Origin of the sequence: Paenochrobactrum sp. BZR 201-1, assembly GCF_044987585.2 — a bacterium.
Taxonomy (GTDB): Bacteria; Pseudomonadota; Alphaproteobacteria; order Rhizobiales; family Rhizobiaceae; genus Paenochrobactrum; species Paenochrobactrum pullorum.
Window position 1 is genome coordinate 95,570 of record NZ_JBJDRZ020000027.1, and the last position, 18,765, is coordinate 114,334.

Here is an 18,765-nt window from a genome sequence, read left to right on the forward strand (position 1 = left end):
TTATATCCTCCACATGGATTGATTGTGGTTGTCTTGCTGATTAAGTCTAGTGTTCAATAATCGGCAATTGGCTAAAAGTCGATTCATCATCAGTTAAGTTGGATAGATAGTTCTATGAAAGACGCAATTACGCTGGATCAGGTACGTGAGGCCATCGGCACTGAAATTGGTTGTTCCGAATGGCGCGTGGTGACGCAAGAAATGATCAACCAGTTTGCGGATGCAACCGATGATCATCAGTTCATCCATGTGGATCCGGTAAAAGCGGCTGAAACGCCATTTGGCGGTACGATTGCTCATGGTTTTTTGACGCTGTCGCTGCTTTCGACCCTTGCTTATGAAGCATTGCCGATGATTGAAGGTGCTACGATGGGCATCAATTACGGCTTTGATAAAGTGCGCTTTATGACACCGGTTAAATCGGGCGCGCGTGTGCGTGCACGTTTTAAACTGGTCGATGCCGATATCCGCCCTTCAGGCCGTGTGGTCAATCACTATGAAGTGACTTTGGAAGTGGAAGGCTCGATCAAACCAGCATTGACCGCCACATGGTTGACCATTGCAGTGGTCGCGCCGCCTGAAGACTGATTAAGTGTTACTTACTTCAATATAATCTATGGGGGCGGGTTGCCCCCAATGTTCGGTTGCTAAATATTGCAATGAGAATGGCCCGTGCAGCATCATGCCCGGATCATAAAAGTTTTTGATCTGTGCACCTTTTAAGTAAAGCAAATGCATGCGGAAAAAATTGCCCTTGGCACGTTGGTAACGTTTTTCACTATGCATATGTTTAAAACGCATATGATGAATAAGTGGTTTTTGGCCAGCGTTGATTTTAAGTGCTTTCGCCGGATCTGAACCATAAAAATGAATAATATCGGTGAGCACCTGAATTTCAGTCCATAGAACAGGACTGTCTTCCATGATGAGACGAACATCTTCACGCAAAGCTTTGGCGCGTGGATGAAGAGCGATCATCAACAGGCAGGAGCCGGTTATCAGCAGCGATACAGGTTGTTTGCGTAATAAGTCAGGGTGCTCACGCCAAACATCCGCCAGCGCCTCTATCGCCTGCACCGAGCCAAGGCTGTGCGCAAAGACAATCACTTCCTGCGCATCTGTTGTCTGCAGCTTTTTGGTTAAGCTTTCGGCAAAATCGGTACGTTGTTTTTGAAGCAGAGGGCTTTTGCCTTTGACGCGGTCATAAGCGGCAGACCAATCATCCAGCAGATAAGAAAAGAACAGTTTATCACCGGGATGGCGGATGAGTATGGTTGCGATCATCAGGCTCAAAGGTAGAGACCAGAAGAGGTGGAGCATCGAGAGGCCGGCAATTAAAGGTGCGGCAGCAATCATGCCGGTGATGGCAATGAGGGTGGCAGATAATAAAAACGGCCAAAGGAAAAACAGCACAAAGCGCCAGCTATTGCGGGCATAGCGATAAAGTGTGCCGGTCAGCACAATGCTGGCAAAGGCGCGAAAGCCGGTGATAATACGGGTGATCGTGTTGCGTGCTGCATAATGATCGTAAATTTCAGCCGAGCTGAATTGGCAAAATTCGCTTTCTGTCTGCCAGTTTTCCGCCTTGCTCGTCACCTGCATTGTGGAGGTGAAGTCGCTTGTTTTATTGATTGCTCCGGCTGTAGATTTAACGTGCCACAATTTGTCGAAGTCATTCACCGCCTGAATATGACGACCGCGAATGGCTTTTGCATGGAGGCCTTCATAGCCTGTGAACTGGACGACCAGACGTTTTTGAATATGCATGGCGGGGTGTTTGCAATCTATAGGCAAGGGGGACAAAAATGGAACCGCAGTTGAAAGACTGCCTGATAAAGCGTGATTGTGAAGAAACTGTGCCGACTTGATCACGATAAAGCGAGTTTTTTAAGAATCGCCCTAGGCTTTTTTATGATTCTTGAAAGTAAAATGGTGGCTGCTTATGAAAGATTCCGGTGAATAATCCGCTAATGACAGGCTGAATTTGTTTGATAGAAATGAGTTTAACCCCTGATTTTTGAATAAATCGCGCTCAAATGCAGGAAATCTCTTGTGGGATGTGGACAGGGCAGCGCCATTCTGTTATTAGCCAACACCAATTTGCAGCGGTAGACCGTTGCGAAGCTTGGGTGCCTTTGGGCGTTTTGATAATTTTTCATTATCATCGAATGTTTTAAAGACCCCTGAGGCTCAGGCTATAACGAAATTCTAACCGAAACGGGATTACACGTGCAGGTACTCGTCCGCGATAACAATGTTGATCAGGCTCTCCGCGCTCTCAAGAAAAAGATGCAGCGCGAAGGTATTTTCCGCGAAATGAAAATGCGCGGTCATTATGAAAAACCTTCAGAAAAGCGTGCTCGCGAAAAGGCTGAAGCCGTTCGCCGCGCTCGTAAGCTGGCTCGTAAGCGCGCGCAGCGTGAAGGTCTTGTAGGCGGCGGCCGCGTAGCTGCCCGCTAATTATCTTTAAAATGCATATGCTGTCACGGCATATGGCTTGGTAAGCTTATTCAAGTTTACTGCTTTAAAGATAAAACATGAACCGGCTTAAGTGATGGTTGATGTGAAAAGCTTAAAGACTTTGCAAAGGTGGAGTGATGTTAATCGCTGCCACCTTTTTGCATGTCTGCTGTTTATTTGGATGCCAAGCATAGTTGCATATAAGTCAGTATCAGGCGCTCTGAATTGCTTTCTTGCGCTTGCTGCATTGTCAGGGCGCTCAAGTTAAACTAACTTAAGTTTCATAAAAATCACGGGCAATATAATGGAATTATATCCGTTCTGTTACGCTGGATTTTAGAGACCGCATGATGGCCATGGTGCTTGTAGCACGACGGCGACCATGTTTTGAGTTGAAAGGACATGCCATTGGGACTGCGATCTGGAGCACCTTATCAGGCTGGCTTGCGCCATGCTGTCCGTTCACATTCGCTTCAAAGTCTGGCGACGCTCGGACTTGTTTCCATGCTGCTGGCAGGTTGTCAGGGCGCTGGCAATAGCGGTCTGACGACTGTGGATCTGGCACAGGCGTCTTCGCAGAATATCGGTTCGCTGACAGCTGTTATTCAGGCCAATCCTCGTGACCCGCAAGGCTATAATGTGCGCGGTTCTGCCTATGGCAAGGCGGGGCGCTACAAAGATGCGCTGAAGGATTTTGATACGGCTTTGCAGCTTAATCCGAATTTCTATCAGGCTTATTCCAACCGTGCCTTAATCTATCGTTATATGGGCGATAATGCCAAGGCGATTGCAGATTACAGCCGTGCCTTGCAGATCAATCCGCAATATGATGCGGCCTATATCGGACGCGGCAATGTTTATCGTTTGGCGGGGCGTCTCGATCAGGCAATGGCTGATTTCAACCGAGCGATTGAGCAAGATACCACCAATGGCCGTGCCTATCACAATCGTGGTTTGATTTATCAGGCGCGTGGCCAGCACAAACAGGCAATTGAAGATTTCTCGACCGCTTTGTCGCTGCAATCAACCGCACCTGAACCCTATAATGGCCGCGGTATTTCTTATGTAGCACTTGGCGATTACGATAATGCGTTTGATGATTTTAACGCAGCCATCAATCTTGATAATCGCTTGGCGGAAAGCTGGGCCAATCAGGCACTGGTTTACGAGCAGCGTGGCGAGCGTGATAAAGCATCTAAATCTTATGCGCGTGCCGTGCAGCTTGACCCGAACTATAAGCCTGCCAAAGATGGTCTGGCACGTACCCGTTAAGTGATTGGCTGAAGATTAAGTTTGGTGAATAAAAAAGCCGCGATGGATGTTCATCGCGGCTTTTTTTGTCTTCGATTTGAGCCCGTCAAGCTTTCATATTGCGTTTGTCGACACCGGCGGTGATGCGGTCACCAATCCATTGAATGCCGCAGACAAGTACAATCAAAATAGCAACAACGGCAATCATGATGGTGGTTTCAAAACGCTGATAACCATAGCGGATGGCAAGGTCGCCCAAACCTCCGGCACCGATGGCACCCGCCATGGCAGACGCGCCGATAAGCGTGATGATGGTGACGGTAAAGCCAGAGACAATACTAGGCATGGCTTCAGGTACCAGCACATCACGGATAATCGTCCAACGGTTGGCACCCATCGAGCGGGCCGCTTCAATCAAGCCGTTATCCACTTCGCGCAAAGATACTTCTGCGATGCGCGCATAATAAGGAATGGCAGCGATGGAAAGTGGCACAATCGATGCCCATGTGCCGATAGCCGTACCGACAATGAGGCGGGTGAGCGGAATAAGCGCCACCAGCAAAATGATGAAAGGCACGGAACGGAAACCGTTGATAAAAGCGCCGAGTATCATATTGATAGTGCGATTTGGTGCCAATCCGCCGCGCTCTGTCATCACCATGATGATGGCAAGCGGCAGGCCGACAACTAACGAGATCAAGCTCGACATGCCGGTCATCAGGATAGTTTCCCAGAAAGAGCGCCAGAGAAGATTAAGCATCGCCTGAGACATAACCAAGCACCTCCGTTGCGTCTGAATTTTGGGTCAAATAATCAATTGCAGCTTTCAGGCGGCTTTGGTCTTTGGCTGAAATTTGTAAGAATAATGTGCCGATTGGCTGACCCTGGATGGTATCCATGCTGCCATGCAACATATGGGCTGTTACACCTGTCGCATAGGTCAGATCATTGAAAAGCGGCCGTCTTGCATCCACTCCGGAAATTTTAACCCGAACCACAGCGTCATCATTGCTGTTTGAAGTCAGGCGGCTGGCGATGGTTTGCGGTAGTTGCGGTGTCAGCACTTGCAACAGGCTTTGCGTGGTTGCAGCAGATGGATGAGCAAAAACCTGCCAGACGGAGCCTTGCTCGACGATTTCGCCTTTATCAAGCACAATGACGCGGTCGGCAATGCGGCGGATGACATCCATCTCGTGGGTAATCAGCAAAATGGTGAGACCAAGCTGTTTGTTGATGTTTTTCAACAATTCCAGAATGGACTGCGTGGTTTCCGGATCAAGCGCAGAGGTGGCTTCATCAGACAATAAAAGCGCAGGCTCTGCGGCGAGTGCACGCGCAATGCCGATACGTTGTTTTTGGCCACCGGATAATTGCGACGGATAATGTTTTGCTTTGTCGGCAAGATCGACTAGATCCAGCAATTCTGCAACGCGCTTTTTGCGCTGTTCAGGCTTTTGACCGGCAATTTTCAACGGCAGTGCAATATTATCTTCGATCGTTTTGGCCGACAGCAGATTGAAATGCTGGAACACCATGCCGACACGGCGTCGAACCGGTTGCAACTGGCTTTCGGTTAAGTTGGAAATCTCGCGGCCCTCAATGCGGATGGAGCCGCTATTGGGTTTTTCCAAACCATTAATGCAACGAATGAGGGTGGATTTACCGGCACCGCTGCGCCCGATAATTCCTAAAATCTCACCCCGCTTAACATTTAAAGTAATGCCGTTAATCGCAGGTGTCGTGCCAAAAAACCGTGTTACGTTTTCTAATTCGACAATATTGGCAGCGTCTGGCTCTGTGGGCACGGTCTGATGTCTTTCTTAATTATCACTCAGCACTCAGATATTTTGCAATTTTTTCTGATTATAGAAATATGCTCAAAAAGCAACCGCGCCAAAGCTATGGCGCGGTTTGTTTTAATGCCTGAGAGGCTTATTCCCAGGCAGGAATACCGGTGCCTTTATAGGCGCGGTCAAGCTCGGCTTTCACCGCATCGTTCTGGAAAGAGCTGACGAGGGTTTTTACCCAATCTTTGTCCAGATCATCGGTGCGCACAGCGATGAAGTTGTTATACGGGTTGTTCTCGCGGCTTTCCCAACCTATGGCATCTTTTGGCTCGAGACCGGCTTTGGCTGCCCAATCATTATTAACGATGGCAATATCAAGATCATCAATCGCACGCCCGACTACACCGGCATCAAGCTCTTTGATATCGACATTTTTAGGGTTTTCGATGATATCGATAGGTGTGGCCAGCACACCGGCATCCGGTTTCAGCTTGATAATGCCATGCTGTTCCAATACGCGCAGCGCACGACCTTCGTTGGATGGGTCATTTGGCACACCGATCACTGCGCCGTCTTTAACGTCATCCAGTGATTTCAGCTTGCGGGAATAAATACCGATCGGCCAAACAGCTGTGTAACCGGCAACGCTGATTTTATAACCATGCTGCTGGATCTGGGCATCCAAAAACGGGGTATGCTGGAAGGAGTTGGCGTCAATTTCTTTACGATTCAGCGCTTCATTTGGCTGGTTGTAATCGTTGAAAATAACGGTCTCGACTGTAAGGCCTTTTTTCGCCGCTTCTTCAACAACAACTTTCCAGACGGATTCGTCTTCACCGCCCATGATGCCGACTTTAACGGCATCTTGTGCCTGAACTGCGAGGGGAGCAAGACCGAGGCTGAATGCGGTGGCTGCAAACAAAATTGCTTTGAGGCTGTTTCTGCGCGAGATATCTTGTGTCATTTTGTGCCCTTTGACGAGTATTAATTTCTAACGATCTCTGCAAAGGGTTTAAACTTCCCCTCACTTTGAATTATTTTTGATAATTCACTGTAATTTGCCGTTAAACAAGGAAAAATATTCTACTGAGGCCATATGCGCAGTGATTGTTTCACCGGAAAGTTGGTATTTCAGGATTCGTTTGTCATTTATCGGAAAGTGGCTGTTTCAAGCGATGAATCATACAAAAAAGCCCTGATATTGATCAGGGCTTTTATAAGGGATTTTTAGTTATTTTTGTTTGGCAAAACCTTGCTCGCGCATCTGGCTCAGTGTCATTTTGGGCGACAGTGCTTCCGGATCAATGTGGATTTCAATCAATGATGGTTTGCCTGATTTTTCGCATCGTTCAAATGCAGGGGCGAAATCTTTTGTTTTTTCAACCAGCTCGGCATGGCAGTGATAAGCGCGGGCAAGAGCGGCAAAATCAGGATTTTGCAAGCCTGTGCCGGAAACACGCGCCGGATAGGTGCGCTCCTGATGCATGCGGATGGTGCCATACATGCCATTATTGATGACGATGAAAATAACATTGGCACCATATTGTGCAGCCGTTGCCAGTTCCTGACCATTCATCAGAAAGCAGCCGTCACCGGCAAAACCTAAAACCATCCGTTCAGGATATTGCAATTTGGCGGCAATGGCAGCCGGAACGCCATAGCCCATCGAGCCATTGGTAGGCGCAAGTTGGGTGCGAAATTGATTATATTGATAAAAACGATGCGCCCATGAGGAATAATTTCCCGCGCCATTGGTGATGATCGTATCGGCTTTCACATGGGCTTTTAACCATTCCATGATTTCGCCCATTTGCACCTTGCCCGGAATAGTGGGTGTCTGGATGTGCTGGAGGAAGTCCTGATGCAGTTTTTGTGTCCAGTCCTGCCATACCGGTTTATCGGCCGGATTGTGGATTGGTGCGAGTTTTGCCGCTTCACGGCAAAAGGCTGGCATGCTGGCATTGATGCCTAATGTTGGATAATAAACGCGGCCGAGTTCTTCGGCTCCGGTATGAATATGGATCAGTTTTTGTTGCGGCACTGGCGCTTCAACCAAAGCATAGCCCTGGGTGGTCATTTCGCCCAAACGCGCGCCAAGCACCAGCAAAAGATCAGCCTGCCTGATGCTTTCTGCCAGTTGCGGCCCGACTGCGGTGCCGAGATCACCGGCATAAAGCGGATGAAGATTGTTGAATAAATCCTGACAGCGGAAGGATGCAGCGACCGGAATATGCATATGTTCGGCAAATCGCTGCAAATTGGCGACAGCTTCTTTATTCCAGCCGCCACCACCGGCAATCAGCATTGGTCGTTTGGCTTGGCTTAAATGCTCCAGCATTTCCTGTAATTGCGAAGGGGCTGCATGCATTTCCACTTGGCGAGCGGCTGGCACATCCTGTGCTATGGCAAGTGAGGTCAGCATATCTTCCGGTAGTGCCACGACAACGGGGCCGGGGCGACCATTAAGCGCACGATGAAAGGCTTGGCTGACAAGCTCCGGAATGCGTGCCGGATCATCGATTTGCACCACCCATTTAGCCATCTGGCCAAACATGCGGCGATAGTCGATTTCCTGAAAGGCTTCGCGCTCGACCTGATCGCTGGCCACTTGTCCGATAAACAGCACCATCGGGGTGGAATCTTGAAAAGCGGTATGCACACCGATGGACGCGTTGGTGGCGCCGGGGCCGCGGGTGACGAAACAGATACCCGGTTTTCCGGTCATTTTACCGTAAGCTTCTGCCATATAAGCGGCACCGCCTTCCTGACGGCAGACGATCAGATCAATGTTATCTTGTTTATCATGCAGCGCATCCAAAACAGCCAGATAGCTCTCGCCCGGAACACAGAAAATACGCTCCACTCCCTGATGGATGAGCGCATCCACCAGCAATTGCCCGCCTGTGCGTTGATGCGCGTGATCTGTCATGATTTTTGTTCCCGTTTTTAGCTCGTAACTGCTTTGGATTTAGGCTACCAAAGGTCTGATTTGATTATCATGATTTCAGCACAGCTGAGCGCTGCCGCATAGCTTGAATTTGATGACCAAGTGTCATGATGCCATGCGTAAGCAGTATTATCAGCTGTTTTGAACTATGCAGACGTTTGACGAACCAGAAGAAGTGAAAATGATGCCCCGCCAAAATTCTCCGACTATAAAAAATTTTGCCGATATTGAAAAATACGTCAATTCATTGCCTGATCTCTATAAAGGACCAGGTGGTGCGGTCGCGGTTATTCAAGACGGTGAAGTTGTTTTAAAGCAATGCTGGGGCTATGCGGATTTAACATCGCGCCGTGAAATAAAGCCCGATACGCGCTTTGCTATGTGCTCGGTGACCAAACAATTTACCTGTGCCACCTTGCTGGATGCGGTGGGTGAGCCGGAAGTGCTGGATGCGGCTTTTGCCAAGTTTTTCCATGATTTTAAAGACGAACTGCCGAAAGTGCGAGAGCTTTGCAACAACCAGTCAGGTTTGCGCGATTATTGGGCGCTGACGGTTTTATGCGGGGCTGATCCGGAAGGCGAATTTTTGCCCGAAGATGCGCGTAAATTATTGAAACGTATGCAGCATGTACAGTTTTTGCACGGCACTGAATATTCTTACAATAACGGTAATTTTCGCATTGTTGACGAATTGATCGAGCAGCACACTGGTCGCACGCTGATTGATTTGATGCATGAGCGGATCTTTGATCCGGCAGAGATGAAAACCGCAGAACTGCGACCGAATACCGGCACATTTACTGATTGCGTTGGCTATGTTGGTGATATTGTCACCGGTTTTAAACCTGCAAAAAACCGCATCCATTGGAGCGGTGATGCCGGTATGGTGGCTTCCCTTGAAGACATGATCGCATGGGAAATTTTTATCGATAAAACCCGCGATGATGAAAACGGCATTTATCGTCGCTTGTCGCGCCCGCAGACCTTTGCCGATGGTAGTGCCAGCCCTTATAGTATGGGCTTGAAATATGCAGATGCAGGCAAATATCGTTTGAGCGGTCATGGTGGTGCACTGAATGGTTGGCGTTGCCAGCGCTTCCATTCGCAGGATGAGCGCTTGTCTGCCATCATTCTCTTCAACCATGAAAGCAGCGCTTATGGTGCTTGTCTTGATCTGATGCGGGTGGCATTGGGTGAGGCCAAGGCTGCAAATGATGCGGCACCCGTTGCTGTTGATGCAGCATGGTATGGCGATTATCTGGATGAGCGCACCGGCCTGTCGATCACGCTTTCAAAAGCTTCAGAAGGCCAGATGAAATGCCGTCTTGGCACGTCTGCTGAAATGGTGCGTGTTGTGAGCGAGAGTGAAGCCACCAATGGCTTGACCAGTTTGAAGCGCGATGGCGACATTGTGCATTTGCGCCGTGATGCCGAAAAACTGGTGCTTGAATGCCGAAAGCTTGTGAAAGCGGAAACCCCCAATATTTGTGGTCGTTATTATTGCGGTGAATTGGATGCGGCTGTGGTTGTTGAAAAAGTTGGTACGGCTTTTTATGCAGCTTTTGAGGGGTTTTTGGGCAAAAGCAACATGCAGCCGGTATATTATGCGGGTGGTGATGTGTGGTTGCTGCCATGCCAGCGTTCGATGGATGCACCGGCACCCGGCGATTGGACGCTGGTTTTCCAGCGCGACACATTAGGCAATATTGCCGGTATTCGTGTTGGTTGCTGGCTGGCGCATAATTTGAATTATCGCAAAATTTAAAAGTGCATAATTTGAGTTTTATTGAAGACAATAAAAAAAGCCGCGGAAGATATCTTCCGCGGCTTTTTTGTTCATTCGTCTTATTTATGCAACGCGCTTCAATGCATCGGCAATCGTCGACACGATGGTGTCGATCTGCTCTTTTTCGATGGTCAGTGGCGGTGACAGCGCAATGGTGTCGCCGGTGACGCGGATGAGCAGACCTTTGTGGAAGCAATCAACAAAGACATCATATGCACGGGCGCCGACAGCATCGGCACGTGATGAAAGTTCAATCGCGCCAACAAGGCCGATATTACGGATGTCGATGACATGCGGCAGACCTTTAAGCGAATGCAATGCTTCCTGCCAATGGTCAGCCAGTGAAGCTGCACGGGTGAGCAGGCCTTCTTCAGCATAGATTTCCAATGTTGCAATACCGGCAGCGGATGCAACCGGATGGCCGGAATAGGTGTAGCCGTGGAAAAGCTCGATGGCGTTTTCCGGACCGGTCATCAGACCATCATAAATCTTGCTGGTCGCAAATACAGCACCCATTGGAATGGCACCGTTGGTCAGGCCTTTTGCCGTGGTCATCATATCCGGTTCAACACCGAAATAATCAACAGCAAAAGGTGTTCCGAGACGTCCGAAGCCGGTGATGACTTCATCAAAGATCAGCAAGATGCCGTATTTGTCGGCAATCGCGCGCAGACGTTCCAGATAGCCCTTGGGAGGGAGAATAACACCGGCAGAACCGGACATAGGCTCAACGATAACGGCGGCAATGGTTTCTGGACCATTGAGCTGTACGATACGTTCCAAATCTTCCGCAAGTTCAACACCATGCTCAGGTAGACCTTTGCTGAAAGCATTGCGTTCAACATCGAGGGTATGGCGCATATGGGAGGCAGGAATCTGCGGGAATACGCGGCGGTTGTTGACGAGACCACCAACAGAAATGCCGCCAAAGCCCACACCATGATAGCCTTTTTCACGACCAACTATGCGGGTGCGGGTGCCCTGACCAATGGAGCGCTGGTAGGCGATGGCAATTTTCAGCGCAGTATCAACGGATTCAGAACCGGAACCGGTGAAGAAAACACGATCAAGCTTTTTATCGCCTTTGCCCGGCGCAATTGCTGCCAGTTTTTCAGCAAAGTCGAAAGCAACATTGTGACCCATCTGGAAGGTTGGCGCGAAGTCCATGGTGGATAGCTGACGCTCAACGGCTTCGGTGATGCGCTTACGACCGTGTCCGGCATTACAGCACCACAGACCTGCGGTTCCGTCGAGAACCTGATTGCCGTCGATATCGGTATAATAAACACCCGAAGCGCCAGCGAGAATACGCGGGGACGCCTTAAACTGGCGGTTAGCCGTAAACGGCATCCAGAAATTTTCAAGGCTCGGGGCATTGTTTTTGGTCAGCATAGCGATCTCCTCTTTCAGGCACTATCATATTCATGCTTTCTGAGCCGCAACAAGTCCTTTTCTGCAAAAGACTAAGCCATTGAAAAAACAGGTGCAAATTCGTGATTGTTTGATATATTCAACATCAGTAACAGTAATCGGAGGAGAAGTGCTGTGAATATGGATATTGGCGGACGTTTACGCACCCTCAGAATGCGGCAGAATCTCTCGCAAAGAGAATTGGCAAAACGTGCCGGTGTCACCAATTCCACCATTTCGCTGATTGAAGCCAACCAGAGCAATCCGTCGGTGGGGGCTTTAAAACGAATCCTCGATGGTATTCCCATCGGGATGGCGGAATTTTTTGCACTTGAGCCGGATGTGCCGCAGACGGTTTTCTATCAGGCCAATGAGCTGGTGGAGATTGGGCGAGGGCCCATTTCTTATCGGCAGGTGGGTGAAAATCTCTTCAATCGTGCGCTGCAATTGCTCAAAGAGCGCTATGAAGCCGGTGCTGACACTGGCAAGGTCATGCTGGTGCATGAGGGCGAAGAGGGCGGCATTGTGATTTCCGGCCGCATTGAAGTGACTGTCGGCTCCGAGCGGCGCATTTTGGGGCCAGGGGACGCTTATTATTTTGACAGTAAACTGCCGCATCGTTTCCGCTGTGTAGGGCCGGTGCCTTGCGAAGTGGTGAGCGCCTGTACGCCCCCAAGTTTTTAATATTGATTCAATAAGTTAAGCCCGCGATGTTACTTAAAACATCGCGGGCTTTTTTATTGAGAGTTAGATTCAGCCGTAGCGGGAAATACCGATATCGCTCATGTCGATTTCTGGTTTAACGCCGGTGATCATGTCGGCCAAAGCGCGGCCTGAACCGGCAGCCATTGTCCAGCCCAGTGTACCATGACCGGAGTTGATGAAGAGGTTGTCATAGCGTGTGGCGCCAATGATTGGGGTTGAATCCGGTGTCATCGGGCGAAGACCTGACCAATAGGTTGCAGCCTTAACATCGCCACCACCCGGGAAGAGGTCGGTTACCGATAATTCCAAGGTTGCACGACGATTGGCTGGCAGATCTTTGCTGAATCCTGACAATTCTGCCATGCCGCCAACGCGGATACGGTCGCCAAGACGGGTGATCGCGATCTTGTAGCTTTCATCCAGAATGGTCGAAACCGGTGCATTGTCTTCATTGATGATCGGCAGTGTCAGCGAATAGCCTTTGACCGGATAGATCGGTGCATTGAGGCCGAGGCTTTTGACCATCGCACGGGTATAGCTGCCAAGAGCCACGACAAAACGGTCGCTGGTGATGTTACCCTGATCGGTTTCAACCGCAGTAACACGGTCGCCGGATTTCAGGAAGGATTTGATGTTGACGCCATATTGGAATTTGACGCCCAAGCCTTCGCAAATTTTGGCTAGCGCATTGGTGAATTTGAAGCAATCACCGGTTTCGTCATTTGGCAAACGCAAACCGCCGACATATTTTTCTTTGACGCGAGCCAGACTCGGCTCAGCCTGTGCACAGCCTTCACGGTCAAGCACTTCAAACGGTACGCCGTCTTTACGCAGAACTTCCACATCTTTGCCAATCGCATCCAGCTGTGACTGTTCGCGGAAAAGCTGCAAAGTGCCCTGTGTACGGTGGTCATATTCAATGCCGGTATCTGCACGCAGCTGAATGAGGCAATCGCGGCTATATTCGGCAATGCGCACCATGCGGCTTTTATTGACGGCATAACGCCCCGATGTGCAGTTGGCGAGCATCGACAACAGCCAAGTATATTGGAACGGGTCGGAGGTCGGGCGGATGATCAGCGGCGCATGTTTCATAAACAGCCATTTGGCCGCTTTAAATGGAATGCCCGGTGCTGCCCAAGGGGAGGCATAACCCGGCGAAATCTGGCCGGCATTAGCAAAGCTGGTTTCCAGTGCCGGACCGGTTTCGCGGTCGATAACGGTCACTTCATGACCGGCTTTGGCCAGATAATAGGCGGTGGAAACACCAACAACGCCGCTGCCTAAAATAGTAACTTTCATGGGATGACCCCTTTATTGCTTATAATTTTAATTGTTCAAATTGCGGTTGTCGGGTGCTTTTAATCCACATAGTGGCGTGAATAGCGGCTCCCTAAAGCTGTCAGAATTTCATAAGGGATCGTATCACAATCCCGCGCTACGTCTTGCAATGATTGATGCGGGCCGATCAGTTCGACCAGACTGCCAAGTTTCAATGTGCCTTCGGCTAAGTCAGTGACATCAAGGGTAATGCTGTCCATCGACACACGACCAACGATCGGCAGTCGTGTATCGCCATAAAAGGCCGAGCCTTTATTGCTTAAACTGCGAAACCAGCCATCGGCATAACCAACGGCAATGGTGGCAATGCGCATGGGTTTTGGTGTCACATAGGTGCAGCCATAGCCAACCGGCGTGCCTTGCGCCACATTGCGCACCTGTATGATACGGGCAGAAAGTTCGACAACCGGCAGAATCGGATGATCCGGCAAATCAGGGCCGACGCCATATAAAACCACACCCGGACGCGCCAGATTATAATGGAAACTTTTATCTTGAAAACATGCACCGGAATTGGCGAAGGCGACCGGCATTTCTGGCAAACGCGCCAATGCACCTTTCATGGTTTCAAGCTGGTGTTTATTGAATGGATTATTAAATTCATCACCGACAGCCAGATGGCTGATGATGAATTTGATGTCGAGATGATCAAGCAGATCAAGGTGATCGGCTAAATGATCAAGCTCTTCATGCGATAGCCCCAAACGCGCCATACCGGTATCGATCTGCAAAAGTGCGGGTAATGTTATACCGCGCTTGATGGCAAGATTTTGCCAGTTGGCAAGCTGTTCTAATGAATTGAGGACGGGAATAATTTGCGCATCGGCGCAAACCTCTTCTGTATGTGGCTGCAAGCCATTGAGCACATAAAGTGTTGCATCATTGGCAAGGAGCGGGCGCAATTTTAAAGCTTCACCCAAATGCGCGACGAAGAAGTCGCGGCAACCGGCCTGATAAAAAGCGGGTGCCACTTTATCTGCGCCCAGACCATAAGAATCCGCCTTAACCACAGCACCGGCGCGTGTGGGCGCAATTTGCTTGGCAACAGCCTGATAATTATGGCGCAAAGCCTTCAGGCTGATTGTCAGGATGCCACCTGCAGCCAGATCATGTTCATTACTGTTAAGCTGCATTTTAGAAAGTGACATCGACCATGACCCTGACAGAACAGCAGTAAATTTTGTTTATCATGATATGCTAGTCGAAGATCGTTCGAATATCTTTGCTATCTTTCGAATATTATGCGATTTATAATCGAGATTTAGGTATTTTTCATCTTTTATTGGAAGATTATGCATGTCCTCGCTTGATAGTATCGACCGCAATATCATCCGTAGCTTGCGCCGTGATGGTCGCATGACCAATAGCCAGTTGGCGGCGGAAGTAGGATTATCGCAATCGGCCTGTTTGCGCCGTGTCCAGATTCTGGAGCAATCGGGCGTCATCCGCGGTTATACGGCGATTGTCGGCTCCACTGATGGTGACGAGCGTCTGGTGGCGATTGTGCGTATTACGCTTGACCGACAAACGGAGGAATATCTTAATCGTTTTGAAGAGGCGGTGCGCCGTCATCCTGAAATTCAGGAATGTTATTTGATGACGGGAGATGCCGATTATATTTTGCGGGCGGAGGCAGAAAATGCCGCCGCCTATGAAGTCATTCATAAGGAAATCTTGTCACGCTTGCCGGGGGTTGCGCGCATTCATTCCAGCTTTTCCATCCGCACGGTTTTGTTGTCGAAAGCGCCTAGCCAGCAACGTGCTGGTTAAGCCATCATGAGCGGCCGTTTTCCCAAGGATTAACCTGTAAAATAGAGCGATCAATGGTTTCAATATCGCGTTTGCCGCAAAGTGCCATGCTGATATCCAGCTCGTTGCGGATAATTTCGAGTGCTTTGGTGACACCTTCTTTGCCCATGGCGCCAAGCCCATAAAGAAACGGGCGGCCGATAAAGGTGCTGCGCGCTCCAAGAGCGCGTGCTTTCAACACATCCTGGCCTGAACGAATGCCGCCATCCATGTGGATTTCAATCTGGTGGCCAACCGCATCGACAATTTGCGGCAGCATGGAAATGGAAGAGCAGGCACCATCCAGTTGTCTGCCGCCGTGATTGGAAACTATAATTGCATCAGCACCGGTTTTGGCGGCCATGCGGGCATCCTCGACATCTAAAATGCCTTTAAGGATCAGCTTGCCGCCCCACTGCTCTTTGATCCATTCCACATCGCTCCAATTGAGCTGCGGGTCAAACTGCTCTGCTGTCCAAACCGCGAGTGAGGAGAGGTCGGTGACGTTTTTGGCGTGTCCGGCTATATTGCGGAAGGTGCGGCGCTTGGTGCCTAGCATTTTAAGGCACCAGTTTGGGCGCGTTGCTATCTGCCAGATATGATGCGGCGTAAATTTGGGTGGTGTCGACAAGCCATTGCGCAAATCTTTATGGCGCTGGCCTAAAATCTGCAAATCAAGGGTTAAAACCAGTGCCGAACATTTGGCGGCTTTGGCGCGTTCAATCAGGCTTTTAACAAAGTCGCGGTCACGCATCACATAAAGCTGAAACCAAAATGGTTTGGTGGTAACCGATGCCACATCTTCAATTGAGCAAACACTCATGGTGGAAAGGGTAAATGGCACGCCAAACGCTTCGGCCGCTTGGGCTGCCAGCATTTCACCATCAGCATGTTGCATACCGGTGAGGCCGGTTGGAGCAAGAGCCACCGGCATCGCTATCTTTTCACCAATCATGGTGGTTTCAAGCGAGCGGTTGGTCATGTCGACCAGCACGCGCTGACGCAATTTTATCTTTTTGAAATCATCTTCATTGGCTTGATAGGTGGATTGGGTAAAAGCGCCGGAATCTGCATAATCAAAAAACATTTTCGGCACACGACGGCGTGCAAGTTTTTTCAGATCTGCGATTTCCAGTATTTGCGCCATAGTATCCACCCTTTTTTCTAAAATATAGTGCACAGAAACACGGATAGCATTAATTGCCAATATGAATAAACTACTATTCAATGAAGTTAATAACTGGCAGAATGAAAGCATAGCTGACGTATAAAGAGGAACGGGCATGAGCAAGTGCAGCGGTAAAACCGGCTTTATCGGCAAGGCTTCTAAAGCTGCGGGCGGATGGGGCGCGCTTAAAAGTTCCGGCAAGCAAATTTTGCAAAGCGGGGCGGCTCTGACCAATGTCCGTACCATGTTGAAGGCCAATCAGCCCAATGGCTTTGATTGTCCGGGTTGTGCATGGGGCGATCCGGAGCATGGCTCTTCCTTTGAATTTTGCGAAAACGGGGTGAAGGCAGTTGCGTGGGAAGCCACAGGACGGCGCACCACACCGGAGTTTTTTGCAACCCATACAGTCAGAGAATTACAAGGCTGGACGGATTATGATCTGGAACATATCGGCCGCTTGACGCATCCAATGCGCTATAATGCACAAACAGATCAATATGAAGCGATTGACTGGGACGAAGCATTTGTTGAAATCGGCTCAATTTTGTCAGGGCTTGATAGTCCGCATCGCGCTGAATTTTATACCTCCGGCCGTGCCTCTAATGAAGCGGCTTTTCTTTATCAGTTATTTGTGCGTGCCTATGGCACCAATAATTTTCCCGATTGCTCCAATATGTGCCATGAGGCCAGCGGCGTTGCGCTGAAACAGTCCATCGGGGTTGGTAAAGGCACAGTGTTGTTGGAAGATTTTGAAAAAGCTGACGCTATTTTTGTGGTCGGCCAAAATCCGGGAACCAATCATCCGCGTATGCTGGGGGATTTGCGCCGTGCGGCAGAACGGGGTGTACGCATTGTTGTGCTTAATCCGGTGCGCGAACGGGGATTAGAGCGCTTTTCTGACCCGCAAAACAAGCTGGAAATGATCACCGGAGGCAGTGAAGCCATTGCGAGCGATTATTTGCAACCACGATTGGGCGGTGATCTGGCGGCTTTTCGCGGCATGGCCAAAGCGGTGTTTGCAGCTGATGATGCAGCACTGGCACGAGGCGACAATTCCGTGCTGGATCATGTGTTTTTATCTGAACATACAGTGGAATTTGAAGCCTATCGAGCCGCCGTCGAGGCGACAAGTTGGGACAGTATTGAAGATCAGGCCGGTCTGACACGCTCTCAGCTTGAAAATGCCGCGCAAATTTATCTCAATGCCGGCAATGTTATTACCACATGGGCAATGGGCATTACTCAGCATCGCCATTCTGTGATTACCATCCGAGAAATTACCAATTTCATGATGCTGCGCGGGAATATTGGTCGGGAGGGCGCGGGGCTTTGTCCGGTGCGTGGCCATTCTAATGTGCAGGGCGACCGCACTGTCGGCATCAATGAAAAACCGTCAAAAGCTTTTCTTGATGCTTTGGAACGCGAGTTTGGTTTTGAAGTGCCACGCGCTGAGGGGCATAATGTTTTAGGCGCTATTGGTGCGATGCTGGATGGCAGTGCAAAAGCCTTTATCGGTTTGGGCGGCAATTTTGCCCGCGCAACGCCTGACAGTCCGGTGATCGCCAAAGCATTGAGCGGCCTTGATTTGACAGTGCATGTGGCAACTAAGCTCAATCATTCGCATCTTTTGCCGGGTAAAAATTCTTATATTTTGCCATGTCTCGGGCGCACCGAAATTGATCTCAACTCCAAGGGGCAAGCACAGATTGTAACAGTGGAAGATTCCATGAGCATGGTGCATGGCTCCGGTGGTATCAATCAGCCAGCCTCCAAATTGCTGCGCTCGGAGATTGCCATTGTTGCAGGGATTGCCAATGCAACATTAGGCGCCAAGCCTGTCAACTGGCTGGAGTTGGCTGATGATTATGATCTGATCCGCAATCATATTGAGCGCGTTTTGCCTGATTTTTATGATTTCAACAAACGGGTGCGGGTGCCGCGCGGGTTTCATTTGCGCAACGGTGCCGCCGAGCGTGAGTGGAATACATCAAGCAGCAAGGCCACTTTCTGGACAGGCGCGATGCCGGAGGCGGTGGAGCATCAGCAGGCGCGTGGTGTAGCGGGACAATATGTGCTGCAAACTTTCCGCAGTCATGATCAATATAATACCACTATTTATGGT

General features: G+C 49.7%; 16 protein-coding genes. 7 read left to right on the plus strand and 9 right to left on the minus strand.

The genetic code is table 11. The annotated features are described in order from the left end of the window. The first annotated feature begins 114 nt into the window (after positions 1-114). Positions 115-588 (plus strand): MaoC family dehydratase, encoded by a 474-nt coding sequence (locus ACI0FR_RS14275; protein WP_374833613.1) that lies wholly within the window; start codon positions 115-117, stop codon positions 586-588. Here the strand turns inward: ACI0FR_RS14275 and ACI0FR_RS14280 are convergent, their stop codons facing one another. Further along, on the minus strand, positions 589-1,767 hold the full coding sequence (locus ACI0FR_RS14280; protein ID WP_404906120.1) for an alpha/beta hydrolase: 1,179 nt from the start codon (positions 1,765-1,767) through the stop codon (positions 589-591). It lies immediately after the preceding gene. A gap of 462 nt (positions 1,768-2,229) precedes the next feature. Between ACI0FR_RS14280 and rpsU the strand changes: the two genes are divergently transcribed. Then, complete coding sequence (rpsU, locus tag ACI0FR_RS14285; RefSeq protein ID WP_022712514.1) at positions 2,230-2,460, plus strand: 30S ribosomal protein S21; 231 nt, start codon at positions 2,230-2,232, stop codon at positions 2,458-2,460. A 504-nt stretch (positions 2,461-2,964) separates the two neighbouring features. Next, positions 2,965-3,732: a tetratricopeptide repeat protein gene (locus tag ACI0FR_RS14290; protein WP_404906185.1), complete on the plus strand. Its 768-nt coding sequence runs from the start codon at positions 2,965-2,967 to the stop codon at positions 3,730-3,732. 85 nt (positions 3,733-3,817) lie between these two features. Here ACI0FR_RS14290 and ACI0FR_RS14295 read toward each other — a convergent pair whose 3' ends face one another. The 4 genes from ACI0FR_RS14295 to ACI0FR_RS14310 form a co-directional block, all read right to left on the minus strand. Further along, the gene (locus ACI0FR_RS14295; RefSeq protein ID WP_404906119.1) at positions 3,818-4,483 is read right to left on the minus strand and encodes a methionine ABC transporter permease; all 666 of its coding nucleotides are present in this window, start codon (positions 4,481-4,483) and stop codon (positions 3,818-3,820) included. Beyond that, positions 4,464-5,516, minus strand: a complete 1,053-nt coding sequence (locus tag ACI0FR_RS14300) for a methionine ABC transporter ATP-binding protein (protein ID WP_404906118.1) — start codon at positions 5,514-5,516, stop codon at positions 4,464-4,466. The genes ACI0FR_RS14295 and ACI0FR_RS14300 overlap by 20 nt, the downstream gene beginning before the upstream one ends. 127 nt (positions 5,517-5,643) lie before the next feature. Then, the gene (locus tag ACI0FR_RS14305) at positions 5,644-6,462 is read right to left on the minus strand and encodes a MetQ/NlpA family ABC transporter substrate-binding protein (RefSeq protein ID WP_404906117.1); all 819 of its coding nucleotides are present in this window, start codon (positions 6,460-6,462) and stop codon (positions 5,644-5,646) included. A 267-nt stretch (positions 6,463-6,729) separates the two neighbouring features. After that, entirely contained in the window at positions 6,730-8,427 is a 1,698-nt protein-coding gene (locus ACI0FR_RS14310) for a thiamine pyrophosphate-binding protein (protein ID WP_404906116.1), read from the minus strand. A gap of 202 nt (positions 8,428-8,629) precedes the next feature. On the opposite strand from ACI0FR_RS14310, the gene ACI0FR_RS14315 reads away from it, so the two are divergent. Next, entirely contained in the window at positions 8,630-10,210 is a 1,581-nt protein-coding gene (locus tag ACI0FR_RS14315; RefSeq protein WP_404906184.1) for a D-aminopeptidase, read from the plus strand. Positions 10,211-10,294: 84 nt separating this feature from the next. Here the strand turns inward: ACI0FR_RS14315 and aptA are convergent, their stop codons facing one another. Further along, on the minus strand, positions 10,295-11,623 hold the full coding sequence (aptA, locus tag ACI0FR_RS14320; protein WP_404906115.1) for an omega-aminotransferase AptA: 1,329 nt from the start codon (positions 11,621-11,623) through the stop codon (positions 10,295-10,297). A 153-nt stretch (positions 11,624-11,776) separates the two neighbouring features. Here aptA and ACI0FR_RS14325 point away from each other — a divergent pair, with 153 nt between their 5' ends. Continuing rightward, complete coding sequence (locus tag ACI0FR_RS14325; protein WP_374833627.1) at positions 11,777-12,325, plus strand: cupin domain-containing protein; 549 nt, start codon at positions 11,777-11,779, stop codon at positions 12,323-12,325. A gap of 69 nt (positions 12,326-12,394) precedes the next feature. On the opposite strand, the gene ACI0FR_RS14330 is transcribed toward ACI0FR_RS14325, so the two are convergent. Both ACI0FR_RS14330 and alr read right to left on the minus strand, forming a co-directional pair. Next, positions 12,395-13,648, minus strand: coding sequence for a D-amino acid dehydrogenase (locus tag ACI0FR_RS14330; RefSeq protein WP_374833629.1), 1,254 nt, complete (start codon positions 13,646-13,648; stop codon positions 12,395-12,397). A gap of 59 nt (positions 13,649-13,707) precedes the next feature. Beyond that, the gene (alr, locus tag ACI0FR_RS14335; protein WP_404906114.1) at positions 13,708-14,835 is read right to left on the minus strand and encodes an alanine racemase; all 1,128 of its coding nucleotides are present in this window, start codon (positions 14,833-14,835) and stop codon (positions 13,708-13,710) included. A gap of 148 nt (positions 14,836-14,983) precedes the next feature. Here alr and ACI0FR_RS14340 point away from each other — a divergent pair, with 148 nt between their 5' ends. Beyond that, on the plus strand, positions 14,984-15,457 hold the full coding sequence (locus ACI0FR_RS14340) for an Lrp/AsnC family transcriptional regulator (RefSeq protein WP_374833634.1): 474 nt from the start codon (positions 14,984-14,986) through the stop codon (positions 15,455-15,457). A gap of 4 nt (positions 15,458-15,461) precedes the next feature. Here ACI0FR_RS14340 and ACI0FR_RS14345 read toward each other — a convergent pair whose 3' ends face one another. Further along, positions 15,462-16,622: an alpha-hydroxy acid oxidase gene (locus tag ACI0FR_RS14345; protein ID WP_404906113.1), complete on the minus strand. Its 1,161-nt coding sequence runs from the start codon at positions 16,620-16,622 to the stop codon at positions 15,462-15,464. Positions 16,623-16,758: 136 nt separating this feature from the next. On the opposite strand from ACI0FR_RS14345, the gene ACI0FR_RS14350 reads away from it, so the two are divergent. Then, positions 16,759-18,765 (plus strand): FdhF/YdeP family oxidoreductase (locus ACI0FR_RS14350; RefSeq protein WP_461667958.1); only part of this gene is annotated, 2,007 nt, incomplete at its 3' end.

What these genes read in the sequence shown, in the direction of transcription:
- ACI0FR_RS14275 (WP_374833613.1), top strand. Translation starts at nt 115, where the DNA reads ATGAAAGACGCAATTACGCTGGATCAGGTACGTGAGGCCATCGGCACT.
- ACI0FR_RS14280 (WP_404906120.1), bottom strand. Translation starts at nt 1,767, where the DNA reads ATGCATATTCAAAAACGTCTGGTCGTCCAGTTCACAGGCTATGAAGGC.
- ACI0FR_RS14290 (WP_404906185.1), top strand. Translation starts at nt 2,965, where the DNA reads ATGCTGCTGGCAGGTTGTCAGGGCGCTGGCAATAGCGGTCTGACGACT.
- ACI0FR_RS14295 (WP_404906119.1), bottom strand. Translation starts at nt 4,483, where the DNA reads ATGTCTCAGGCGATGCTTAATCTTCTCTGGCGCTCTTTCTGGGAAACT.
- ACI0FR_RS14305 (WP_404906117.1), bottom strand. Translation starts at nt 6,462, where the DNA reads ATGACACAAGATATCTCGCGCAGAAACAGCCTCAAAGCAATTTTGTTT.
- ACI0FR_RS14310 (WP_404906116.1), bottom strand. Translation starts at nt 8,427, where the DNA reads ATGACAGATCACGCGCATCAACGCACAGGCGGGCAATTGCTGGTGGAT.
- ACI0FR_RS14315 (WP_404906184.1), top strand. Translation starts at nt 8,630, where the DNA reads ATGCCCCGCCAAAATTCTCCGACTATAAAAAATTTTGCCGATATTGAA.
- aptA (WP_404906115.1), bottom strand. Translation starts at nt 11,623, where the DNA reads ATGCTGACCAAAAACAATGCCCCGAGCCTTGAAAATTTCTGGATGCCG.
- ACI0FR_RS14330 (WP_374833629.1), bottom strand. Translation starts at nt 13,648, where the DNA reads ATGAAAGTTACTATTTTAGGCAGCGGCGTTGTTGGTGTTTCCACCGCC.
- alr (WP_404906114.1), bottom strand. Translation starts at nt 14,835, where the DNA reads ATGTCACTTTCTAAAATGCAGCTTAACAGTAATGAACATGATCTGGCT.
- ACI0FR_RS14340 (WP_374833634.1), top strand. Translation starts at nt 14,984, where the DNA reads ATGTCCTCGCTTGATAGTATCGACCGCAATATCATCCGTAGCTTGCGC.
- ACI0FR_RS14345 (WP_404906113.1), bottom strand. Translation starts at nt 16,622, where the DNA reads ATGGCGCAAATACTGGAAATCGCAGATCTGAAAAAACTTGCACGCCGT.